Origin of the sequence: Micromonospora fiedleri (genome assembly GCF_016774385.1) — a bacterium.
GTDB lineage: Bacteria > Actinomycetota > Actinomycetes > Mycobacteriales > Micromonosporaceae > Micromonospora > Micromonospora gifhornensis.
In genome coordinates, this window is record NZ_JAETXL010000007.1 from 343,879 (window position 1) to 354,877 (window position 10,999).

Below are 10,999 nucleotides of genomic sequence, written 5' to 3' on the forward strand. Positions count from 1 at the left end.
GCGTCAGGTGCACTCACCGGTGTCGACACCCCGGGTACGCTGCGCGCCTTCCAGCGCCACCGGGCGCGCCTCGGCGGCGGTCACCGCGAAGCCGGTGTTCGGGTCGTCCGCCGCCGCCGCGAAGATCACCCCGAGGACCAGCCCGTTCGAGGAGACCAACGGCCCGCCGGAGTTCCCGCTGCGCACCAGCGCCCGGATCGTGATGATCTCCCGGGTCACGTTGCCCGAGGAGTAGATGTCCGGCCCGGTGATCCGGTCCACGTCGCGGACCCGCGCCGACTGCGCGTTGTACGGCCCGTCCAGCGGGAACCCGAGCACGATGGCGTCCGCACCGGTGGACGCGTTGCCGGCGGCGAAGCGCATGGAAGGGCCGGGCAGTCCGGGCACGTACAGCACGGCCAGGTCGCGGTTCGGGTCGTAGACGACGACCTCGCCCTCGTACCGCTCGCCGCGCAGTTCCACCGCCACCGAACGGGTGCCGGCGACCACGTGCGCGTTGGTCATCACCCGGTCGTCGGCGTACACGAAGCCGGAGCCCTCGATGCGGCGCGAGCAGCTCGGTGCGGAACCGAGCACCTTGACCACGGACCGTTGACCGCTGGCCACCACCTCGGAGCCGGCCAGCGCCGGGTCGGGCGGCTCGACCTGGCGGGCCTGGGTACGCCGCAGGCCGTCGAAGACGTCCGGGAAGCCGTTCGTGTCGACTGTGTCACGCAGCGCGGTGGAGAGTTGCTGCGCCTGGTCGGGCAGCACCTGGTCGACCACGTTGAGCAGGGCGCTGCTGCGTACCGAGGCAGCCAGCCAGGGCAGCGACGAGGAGCCGAGCGGCACCGCGACGAGCCAGGCCACCAGCAGCACCGCGAAGAGCGAGACGAACGCGCCGCCGACGTCGTCGACCCGTCGGGCCACGTCATTGTTGATCGTGCGGCGCAGGTGCGAACCGAGCCATCCGGCGAGTGCCTGACCGATCACGGCCAGCCCGAAGATGGCGGCCAGGGAGATCAGCACCCGGGTGCCGCTGTCGACGAACTGCTGGGCGAACATCGGCCCGATCTGGAGCCCGATCAGGGCGCCCAGGAAGAAGCCGGAGAACGACAGCACCCCGATGACGAACCCCTGTCGGTATCCGCTGATCGCGAACACGAGCATGAGCAACAGCAGGACGAGATCCACGGCCGACACGGCTCAAGCGTACGGGCCGACGGCTCGCCGAATGACGATCGCTAGCGGAAGGTGACCGTCAGGTCAGCGCATCGCGCTCTCGTCGACGTCGTCGGTGCCGGCCGAGGGGGCGGGCATCGCCTCGGTCGGCGGCAGGTCGATCACCCGGTCGAGGAACCACGGCCGGCTCCACCCGCCCATGTCCAGCAGGCCCGACAGCACCCCTGCGGTGAACCCCCAGACCAGCATCCCGCGTACGGAGAACGCCGGGCCGATCCAGCCACTCGGGTGGCGTACCTGCATCCGGTTCTCCGGGTCGACAAGTTCGACGACGGGCAGCCGGGCGACGTGGGCCACCTCGGCCGGCTCCCGCGCGTGCACCGGGTGCGGGGCGTGCCACCAGGCGAGCACCGGCGTCACCACGAAGTCGCTGACCGGGATCCAGAGTCGGGGCAGTTCGGTCAGCAGGGTCACGCTGCTGACGTCGAGGCCGACCTCCTCGTTGGCCTCCCGCAGTGCGGTCGCGCCGGCGTCGGCGTCCTCCGGGTCGGCGGCGCCGCCGGGAAACGCGGGCTGGCCGGCATGGTTACGAAGCGTCGCGGCCCGCTGGAGGATCAGCACGTCCGGGCCGGTCTCACCCTCGCCGAGCAGCACCAGCACGGCGCTTTCCCGGCCGCCGTGCTCCGGCGTACGCAGTTGGGTGAAGTCCTCGATGCGGGCGGTGCCGAGGCGGGCCAGCAGTGGTTGCAGCCAGGCCGGCGCGCGCCGGGCCGTCTCCGATGGCTGACTCATCGCGCCACCCCCGATCACGCTCCGACCGTGATGTCGAGGTGCTGCTCAACGAGCTCGGTGAGCTGGGCGTCGTCCAGTGCGCCCGAGGTGTCGATGTGCCGGATCTGCCCGTCGGCGGCCAGGAACACGGTCATCGGGAACGCGTTGCGGCGCAGTGCCCGCTGCATCGCCTGCCCCTGGTCGACAAGCATCGGGAACCGTACGCCGAAGTCCTCGCCGATGGACTGGGCGGCGCTGCGGCTGTCCTGGGTGTTCACCCCGATGACCCGGAGCTGCCCTTCGGCTCGTTCGCTGAGCCGTTGGAAGGCGGGCAGTTCCTTGCGGCAGGGCGGGCACCAGGAGGCCCAGATGTTGATCACTGCTGGGCCGCGTACCTCCCGCAGGGCGACCGGAGCGCCGCCGGTGAAGCAGGTCAGCGACAGTTCGGGCAGCCGACTGCCGTCGGTGCCGGTGTCGCCGGCCGGGCGGTCGTCGGCCGAGCCGTCCGGGGCGCTGGTCAGCGCGGCGCAGTCGGCGAACGGCGACGGGCGGCTGGCGGCCGGGTCCTGCCGGGTGGGTGTGGGCGTCTCGCTCTCGGCGGTGCAGGCGGCGGTGGCGACCAGCAGCAGCGGCACGGTGAGCAGGGCGAGCCGACGGATCACGGTGCCTCCGCCCGGACCGCCTGCACCGGCACCAGCTCCGGATCGACCCCGGCGGCGACCGCGAGGTCACGGGCGCGGGGGCCCTTGAGCAGCTTCGCCGCGGCGGCCGGCTCGGTGGGCCCGGTGCCGTACGACGGGCAGAGCTTCGTCAACGTGCACGCTCCGCAGGCCGGTTTGCGGGCGTGGCAGACCCGCCGGCCGTGGAAGATGATCCGGTGCGACAGCATGGTCCAGTCGCGCTTCGGGAACATCGCCCCGATCGCGTGCTCGATCTTGACCGGGTCGGTCTCCGAGGTGAGCCCCCAGCGGTGCACCAGCCGCTGGAAGTGGGTGTCGACGGTGATGCCGGGCACGTCGAAGGCGTTGCCGAGGATGACGTTCGCCGTCTTGCGGCCGATCCCGGGCAGCGTCACCAGGTCGGCCAACCGGCCGGGCACCTGGCCGTCGTAGCGCTGCACCAACGCCTGACCGAGCTGGATCAGCGAGTTGGTCTTGTTGCGGTAGAACCCGGTGGGCCGGATCAGCTCCTCCATCTCGGCCCGGTCCGCTCCGGCGTAGTCGGCGGCGCGCGGATAGCGGGCGAAGAGCTTCGGAGTGACCTCGTTGACCTTCTTGTCCGTGCACTGGGCCGACAGGATGGTGGCGACGGCCAACTCCAGCGGGCTGGTGTGGTTGAGCTCACAGTGCGCGTCGGGGTGCGTGTCGGTCAGCACGCGGCCGATCCGCCGCGCCCGTCGGGTACGCCCGAGGTCGGTCTCGGTGGCACTTCTGGTCACGACGGCCAGCCTACGTCGCCCCGCCGACACGGCGACGGGCACGCGTACGCCGGGTGGCTCAGCCCTCGTCGAGCGCCGGGTGACTCAGCCCGCGGCGGGTGGGCTGATCTTGCCGGAGTCGGTGAACCTGGCACCGGTCTCCGGGAAGTCGAGCTTGGTGACTTCCTTCAACAGCCCGAGGCCGCGGTCGTCGGGATCCACCACCGGCTTGCGAACCCCGTCCATGTACGTCGACACGAACGAGCCGCCCGCCCAGGTGCCGTCCTCCTCCAGCGACACCTTCAGCACCCCGCCCCAGCCGAGTCGCCCGTTGTTGCTCAGCGAGTTGCCGCCACCGGCGAAGTTGCCCAGGCTGTACGCGATCAGCCGGCCCTTGTAGAACTCCATGCCGCGCAGCACGTGCGGACCGTGCCCAACCACCAGATCGGCCCCTGAGTCGATCATGGCTCGGGAGAACTTGATCGGGTCACCCCGGTTCTCGCCGAGAAACATCTCGGTGCCCGGCCGCACCCGGGTCATCTCCGCGCCCTCGGCACCCATGTGCACCTGCACCACCACGATGTCGGCCATGGTGGCGGCCTTCGCGATCACCTTCTTCGCGGCCGGGATGTCGGTCAGGCTGTTCGACCAGCGGTACGACGAGAAGCCAGCCACCGCGACCTTGACGCCCTTGACCTCCACCACGGTGATCTGGTCGGGGGCGCCGGTGTGCTCCAGCCCGTGCTCCTCCAGCGCCTTCTGGGTGTTCTCGTACCCCTTCTCGCCGAAGTCGTAGCCGTGGTTGTTGGCCTGGTTGAGCAGGTCGAACCCGGCGTCGGCGAGGTGCGCGGCGTACTCCGGCGGCGCTCGGAACTGGAAGCAGCGGGTCGAGTCCGCCCCGCACTTGCCGGCCCCCGTGTCCACGGTCAACGGCTCTTCCAGGTTGCCCATCACCAGGTCGGCGGAGAGGGCCTTCTTCACCGAGTCGAAGAAGCCCTTGCCGTCGTTGGGCGGCATCCGGTTGGGGGCCATCGCCATCACGATGTCGCCGGTGGCCGAGAGCGAGATCTTCTTGACCTTCGGCGTCGGCGACTCGACGGGGGCCCCGGTGCCGCCACCGCCCGCACCGGGTTGCCAGACCGGCCCTTCGGTGGCTTCGGCACAACCGGCGAGCAGGAGCGCGGCGAGCAGCGCGCCGAGCACGGCCAGGGCAGGACGGCGACGGCGGGACGCAAGGGGGGCGGGAGCATACATCGTGGGCGACCCTACCGGGCCGAAAACCGGATCACGACGGCCGATCGGTCGAGGAGTTCAGACCCGGAGCCGATCCGACCATGGCACGACTGTGCCGGTCCCGACAGCGAGCACGGCGGCGTGGACCGCCCGGGCCAGCGGCGCTCCCCACTCCGAGCGCGGGCCACCGTACGCGCTGACCGGCCCGGTCGGCGGGCACAGCACAGTGACCGCGTCGGTCGGGGTCCCGGTGCCCGGCAGGCCGAGTCCGGCGATCGCCTGCGCCTTGGCCTCGGTGGCCGTGGCCACCGCGTTGACCAGCGCGGCGTCGCCGAGCCGGGCCGGCACCCAGGCCACGATGTTGACCGTGCCGACCCGCTGGCCGACGGCCGGTGTCGCAGGCGCCGCCGCGGGGATCGGGGTGCCCAGGCCGACGGTGGCCCACACCCGCACCCCGGTGTCGGTCCGGGTCAGCACCTCGCCCACGTCGACACCGGTCAGCAGACCCACCCCGGGTCCGTCCAGGCCGAGCCGCCGGGCCATCTCGCCCAGGTGGGCGGCGGGGTCCTCCCGGTCGTACGACATCGGCACCGTCGCGTTCAGCACCCACCGTCGTACGCCGATGCCACCGCCGAGCGGAGCGCTGCTGACCGCCCGCAGGGGTCGCCTCGCCCGCCACACGAGTAGCGGAATGTCCCACCCGTCCTCACGACGAGTGGTCAGCAGGGGGTCGCTCAGCACGCCGTGACCTTACGACCAGCGGCCTCGCCCGATCGGGTGGGCCGGCGATCGTACTGGGCGTGGGCAACGGGCGGGTTACACCCAACGATCAAGATTCCAGGGGTGGACCTCTGATTACTGCTCACGTGCGCCTAGACTGGGCGGCGCGCGAGGGGATCAGCGGACGGCAGTCCCAGCCGAGCAGACGGCACGCGCAACCGGAGGTGTGCGCGATGGACGAGGTACTGGCCCGCAGCGGGATCTTCCAGGGCGTTGACCCGGAGGCTGCCGAGGCGCTCGCCAAGGAGATGGAGACGATCGAGGTCCGCAAGGGCGAGGTCGTCTTCAACGAGGGCGAGCCCGGCGACAGTCTCTACATCCTGCTGTCCGGCAAGATCAAGGTGGGTCGCCGCGCGGCGGACGGCCGGCAGAACCTGATCGCGGTCATGGGACCGTCGGACATGGTGGGCGAGCTGTCCCTGTTCGACCCGGGCCCGCGTACGGCGACCGCCACCGCGGTCACCGACAGCCGCCTGGCCCGACTGCGCAAGCAGGCCCTGCGCCCCTGGCTGAACAACCGGCCGGAGATCGCCGAGCAGCTGCTGCGGGTGCTCGCCCGCCGACTGCGCCGGACCAACGACGCCCTGGCCGACCTGATCTTCACCGACGTACCCGGCCGGGTCGCCAAGAACCTGCTCCAGATGGCCGGCCGCTTCGGCACCCGCGACGGCGGCGTGCTGCGCGTGACCCACGACCTCACCCAGGAGGAGATCGCCCAGCTCGTCGGCGCCTCCCGCGAGACGGTCAACAAGGCCCTGGCCGACTTCGCCTCGCGCGGCTGGCTGCGCCTGGACGGCAAGAGCATCATCATCCTCGACCCGGAGCGCCTGGCCCGCCGCGCCCGCGTCTGACCCCGTCTGCTCACCCACCCGCTCGGCCCGCCACCGCGGACCGGGCGGGTGGCGCTTTTCCACGCCCAACCCGCCCCCGCCCCTCGGTGCCGGCCCCTGCCTCCTGGCCCTCGACCCTCGGCGCCCGCCCCTGCCTCCTGGCCCCACCCTCGGTGCCCACCTCTGCCTCTGGGTCCCTGCCCTCGGTGCCTGCTCCTACCTCCTGGGTCTCGGCCCTCGCTGCCCGCCTCTGGCCCCGGCCTTCGGTGCCCGCCCCTGGCCGCCCGGCTATCGGTGTGCGCCCTTGGCCGCGGCCCCGGTCCTCGGCGCCTGCCCTGTCCCCGACCCCTTCAGCACCACCCCCTGACAGCACTCGGTGCCCGCGGGCTGAACCGAGGGCCGGTCGGTTGAGCTGAGGGCCAAGGGTTGGTCGACGGCCAAAGGGCTGGGCCGCGGGCCAAGGGTGCGCATCCCTATCCGACCTATGTCCAGGCCCCCTTTGCTCTGCTTCAACCCACGCAATGGTTCGCCGGCAAAAACGATGCGTGGGTTGAAGCAGAGCAAAGGGGGCACAGTGATGCGCCGGAGGGGGTGAGGCGGGAGGTTTCGCGGGAGGGTTTCGCGGGCGCGCACGTGACGCGGTCTCCGCCGGTCGGCATGGCGGGCGGGGCGGGGAGATCGGCGGGGCGGTCGTGGCAGCCGCAGGAGCTATAAAAAGTCAGTCTTGACTGTTTGTTTCTGGCGCGGCAGGCTGTGCGCGTGTCCACCGCATCGACCCGGGTCCCTCAGCAGGAACGCAGTCGCGCCACTCAGGCCCGACTGCTGGAGGCGACCCTCGACTGCCTGGTGGAACATGGCTGGTCCGGCACCACCACCACGGTCGTGGCTCAACGGGCGGGCGTCTCGCGGGGTGCTCAACTGCACCACTACCCGACCAGGGCGGCCCTGGTCACCGCCGCCGTCGTGCACCTCACCGAGCGGCGGGCGGCGGAGTTGCGCAGCGAGGCCGAGACTCTGCCGACCGGCCCAGGTCGGCTGGATCGGGTCGTCGACCTGCTCGCCGCTGCCTTCACCGGGCCGCTGTTCGTGGCCGCCCTCGAACTCTGGGTCGCCGCCCGCACCGACGCCGAACTGCGCGCCGCGCTGCTGCCGCTGGAGGCTCGGGTGGGCCGGGAGATGTACCGGCTGACCGTCGAGCTGCTCGGGGTGGACGAACGCCGGCCCGGCGTACGCGAGGCGGTGCAGGCGACGCTTGACCTGCTGCGTGGGCTGGGCGTGGCCAACCTGCTCAGCGACGACTCGGCCCGGCGGACCGCCCTGCTGCACGCCTGGAAACACCAGCTCGCTGCCCTGCTCAACCCCGCTGCCGGCCCGCCGGGAAGCGCGCGGCACTGACATTCCGCCCGGAGGCCTCATGGTCGACCTGCCCGCAACGCTCACCGATCCGGCTGCCGCACCCGAGCAGCTCGACGCATCCGGCGCCGGGAGGCTCGCATGAGCGCGGCCACCGGTGCGGTGCTGCGGGTCGGTAACGCCTCCGGCTTCTACGGTGACCGTTTCTCCGCCTGGCAGGAGATGCTCGACGGCGGCGAGTTGGACGTGTTGACCGGGGACTACCTGGCCGAGTTGACGATGCTCATCCTGGGCCGGGACCGGATGCGCGACCCTGACCTCGGGTACGCGAAGACCTTCCTGCGGCAGCTGGAGGGCACCCTCGGCACCGCGCTGGACCGGGGCGTACGGATCGTCACCAACGCCGGTGGGCTCAACCCGGCGGGGCTGGCCGCCGCCGTGCGGTCCCTCGCCGAGCGGCTCGGGCTCGACGTGCGGGTCGGGTACGTCGAGGGCGACGCCCTCGCCAGGCCGGACGCGCTGACCGCCAACGCGTACCTGGGGGCGTTCGGCATCGCCGCCTGCCTCGACGGTGGGGCCGATGTGGTGGTGACCGGCCGGGTCACCGACGCCTCGCTGGCCGTCGGCCCGGCCATCGCCCACTTCGGCTGGGGACGCGACGACCTGGACGCGCTCGCCGGGGCGACTGTCGCCGGGCACCTGATCGAGTGCGGGGCCCAGGTGACCGGGGGCAACTTCAGCTTCTTCACCGAACTGCCCGACGGCGGGCACCGGCCGGGCTTCCCGATCGCCGAGCTGCATCCGGACGGCTCGGCCGTGCTCACCAAGCATCCGGGCACCGGCGGCGCGGTCACCGTCGAGACCGTCACCGCCCAACTGTTGTACGAGGTGGGCGGGCCCGCGTACCTCGGGCCGGACGTGGTGACCCGGTTGGACACGGTGACCCTGGATCAGGAGGGGCCGGACCGGGTCCGGGTCTGCGGGGTCCGGGGTACGCCTCCACCGGAGACGCTCAAGGTCGGCATCAACAACCTGGGCGGCTTCCGCAACTCGATGACGTTCGTGCTCTGCGGGCTGGACATCCCGACCAAGGCGGCCCTGGTCGAGGCGCAGTTGACCGAGTCTGTCGGCCCGGACGGGCTGGAGTTCACCCTGGCGCGTACCGACCATCCGGATGCCGTGGACACCGAGACGGCCAGCGCGCTGTTGCACGTACACCTGCGGGACGGTGACAAGTCGCGGGCCGGGCGGGCCTTCTCGGCGGCGGCGGTGGAGTTGGCCCTGGCCTCCTATCCGGGCTGCACGTTGACCACGTTGCCCGGCGACGCCACGCCGTACGGGGTCTTCACCACGGACGCCGTGCCGCAGGGCGACATCGCGCACGTCGCGGTGCTGCCGGACGGCTCCCGGGTGTCGATTCCCCCGCCGCCGGTGATGTCTTCCGCGGAGGCCCCTGTCCAGCACCCGGCGTCGACGGAGAGCCCTTCCTTTCACTCGACGCGGCGGGGGGTGCTGGGGGAGGTGGTGGGGGCGCGGTCGGGCGACAAGGGTGGCGACGCGAACCTCGGGGTGTGGGCGCGTACGGACGCGACCTGGGCCTGGCTGCGCGGTTGGCTGAGCGTCGAGCGGTTGGCCGAGTTGTTGCCGGAGACCGCCGCGTTGCGGGTGCAGCGGTACGAGCTGCCCAACCTGCGGGCGGTCAACTTCGTCATCGAAGGGCTGCTGGGTGCCGGGGTGGCCGCCTCCACCCGGTTCGACCCGCAGGCCAAGGCGCTGGGCGAACTGCTGCGCGCCCGGGTGGTCGACCTGCCGGCAGAGCTGACCGCCGGACCGGCATCGGAGGGAGCACAGTGAGCACACTGGACACCAAGGTCGATCCCACCTCGGCCGCGTTCGTCGCCAACCGGAAGGCGTTGCTGGAGCGCATCGCCGAACTGGACGACACCGTGCAGCAGGCGCGGGCCGGTGGCGGCGAGAAGTACGTGACCCGGCATCACGGGCGCGGCAAGCTGCTCCCCCGGGAACGCATCGAGCTGCTGCTGGACCAGGACAGCCCGTTCCTGGAGCTGTCGCCGGTCGCCGGGTACGGCACCGATTTCCCGGTCGGGGCCAGCGTGGTGACCGGCATCGGGGTGGTCGAGGGCGTCGAGTGCCTGGTCGTCGCCAACGACCCGACGGTACGGGGCGGCGCGGTGAACCCGTGGTCGCTGGCGAAGACCCGCCGGGCCGGTGAGATCGCCCTGGCCAACCGGCTGCCCATGGTGAACCTGGTCGAGTCGGCCGGGGCGGATCTGCCCACCCAGGCGGAGATCTTCATTCCGGGTGGCCGGGTGTTCCGCGACCTGACCCGGCTCTCGGCCGAGAAGATCCCCACGGTCAGCGTGGTTTTCGGCAACGCCACTGCGGGCGGGGCCTACGTGCCCGGCATGTCGGACTACACGATCATGATCCGGGACCGGTCTCAGGTCTACCTGGCCGGACCGCCGCTGGTGAAGATGGCCACCGGTGAGGACGCCGACGACGAGTCCCTGGGTGGGGCGGCCATGCACGCCACGACGAGCGGCCTGGCCGACTTCCTCGCCGCCGACGAGCGGGACGGCATCCGGCTGGCCCGGCAGTGCGTCCGCCGGTTGAACTGGCGCAAGCTCGGCCCGCCGCCGCGCAACCCGCACCCGCAGCCCCCCAAGTACGACCCGGAGGAGTTGCTCGGCATCGTCAGCGCCGACCTCCGGGTGCCCTTCGATCCTCGCGAGGTGCTCGCCCGGGTGCTCGACGGCAGCGAGTTCGACGAGTTCAAGCCGTCCTACGGCACCGCCCTGGTCACCGGTTGGGGTGAGCTGCACGGGTACCCGGTCGGGGTGCTCGCCAACGCCCGGGGCGTCCTGTTCAGCGCCGAGGCCCAGAAGGCGGCCCAGTTCATCCAGCTCGCCAACGCCACCGACACCCCGTTGATCTTCTTGCAGAACACCACCGGCTACATGGTCGGCACCTCCTACGAGCAGGGCGGCATCATCAAGCACGGCGCCCTGATGATCAACGCGGTGTCGAACTCGAAGGTGCCGCACCTGACGGTCAACCTGGGTGCCTCGTACGGGGCCGGCAACTACGGCATGTGCGGCCGGGCGTACGAGCCGAGGTTCCTGTTCACCTGGCCGAACGCGAAGTCGGCCGTGATGGGCCCGGCGCAGTTGGCCGGCGTGCTGTCCATCGTGGCCCGGCAGGCCGCCGCCGCTCGGGGCCAGGAGTTCGACGCCGACTCCGACGCGGCGATGCGGATGATGGTCGAGCAGCAGATCGAGTCGCAGTCCGGGGCGCTGTTCCTCTCCGGTCGGCTCTACGACGACGGGGTGATCGACCCTCGGGACACCCGTACCGTCCTCGGGCTCTGCCTGTCGGCCATCCACAACGGACCGGTGAAGGGCGCCGACGGCTTCGGCGTCTTCCGAATGTGAGC

Annotated in this window: 10 protein-coding genes; 4 read left to right on the plus strand and 6 right to left on the minus strand. The window is 71.7% G+C overall.

Features of this window, described 5'->3' with window-relative positions:
• Window positions 1–3 precede the first annotated feature (3 nt).
• The 6 genes from JMF97_RS21325 to JMF97_RS21350 all read right to left on the minus strand — a co-directional run bounded on the left by JMF97_RS21325 (window position 4) and on the right by JMF97_RS21350 (window position 5,323).
• Window positions 4–1,182 (minus strand): MarP family serine protease, encoded by a 1,179-nt coding sequence (locus JMF97_RS21325; RefSeq protein ID WP_203223131.1) that lies wholly within the window; start codon window positions 1,180–1,182, stop codon window positions 4–6.
• Window positions 1,183–1,245: 63 nt separating this feature from the next.
• On the minus strand, window positions 1,246–1,953 hold the full coding sequence (locus JMF97_RS21330; RefSeq protein ID WP_203223132.1) for an NUDIX hydrolase: 708 nt from the start codon (window positions 1,951–1,953) through the stop codon (window positions 1,246–1,248).
• A 14-nt stretch (window positions 1,954–1,967) separates the two neighbouring features.
• Window positions 1,968–2,594: a TlpA family protein disulfide reductase gene (locus tag JMF97_RS21335; RefSeq protein ID WP_203223133.1), complete on the minus strand. Its 627-nt coding sequence runs from the start codon at window positions 2,592–2,594 to the stop codon at window positions 1,968–1,970.
• Window positions 2,591–3,400: an endonuclease III gene (gene nth, locus JMF97_RS21340; protein WP_203223241.1), complete on the minus strand. Its 810-nt coding sequence runs from the start codon at window positions 3,398–3,400 to the stop codon at window positions 2,591–2,593. The genes JMF97_RS21335 and nth overlap by 4 nt, the downstream gene beginning before the upstream one ends.
• A gap of 54 nt (window positions 3,401–3,454) precedes the next feature.
• On the minus strand, window positions 3,455–4,603 hold the full coding sequence (locus JMF97_RS21345) for a CapA family protein (protein WP_203223134.1): 1,149 nt from the start codon (window positions 4,601–4,603) through the stop codon (window positions 3,455–3,457).
• Window positions 4,604–4,660: 57 nt separating this feature from the next.
• On the minus strand, window positions 4,661–5,323 hold the full coding sequence (locus tag JMF97_RS21350; RefSeq protein ID WP_203223135.1) for an adenosylcobinamide amidohydrolase: 663 nt from the start codon (window positions 5,321–5,323) through the stop codon (window positions 4,661–4,663).
• Window positions 5,324–5,535: 212 nt separating this feature from the next.
• Here JMF97_RS21350 and JMF97_RS21355 point away from each other — a divergent pair, with 212 nt between their 5' ends.
• The 4 genes from JMF97_RS21355 to JMF97_RS21370 all read left to right on the plus strand — a co-directional run bounded on the left by JMF97_RS21355 (window position 5,536) and on the right by JMF97_RS21370 (window position 10,997).
• A complete protein-coding gene (locus JMF97_RS21355) occupies window positions 5,536–6,213 on the plus strand; it encodes a Crp/Fnr family transcriptional regulator (protein ID WP_013736306.1) in 678 nt (225 codons plus the stop codon).
• Window positions 6,214–6,951: 738 nt separating this feature from the next.
• Complete coding sequence (locus tag JMF97_RS21360; RefSeq protein WP_203223136.1) at window positions 6,952–7,587, plus strand: TetR/AcrR family transcriptional regulator; 636 nt, start codon at window positions 6,952–6,954, stop codon at window positions 7,585–7,587.
• A 99-nt stretch (window positions 7,588–7,686) separates the two neighbouring features.
• Window positions 7,687–9,399 carry an acyclic terpene utilization AtuA family protein gene (locus tag JMF97_RS21365; RefSeq protein WP_203223137.1) on the plus strand — a complete coding sequence of 571 codons (1,713 nt, stop codon included), beginning with the start codon at window positions 7,687–7,689 and terminating at the stop codon, window positions 9,397–9,399.
• A complete protein-coding gene (locus JMF97_RS21370) occupies window positions 9,396–10,997 on the plus strand; it encodes an acyl-CoA carboxylase subunit beta (protein ID WP_203223138.1) in 1,602 nt (533 codons plus the stop codon). The genes JMF97_RS21365 and JMF97_RS21370 overlap by 4 nt, the downstream gene beginning before the upstream one ends.
• Window positions 10,998–10,999: the final 2 nt, after the last annotated feature.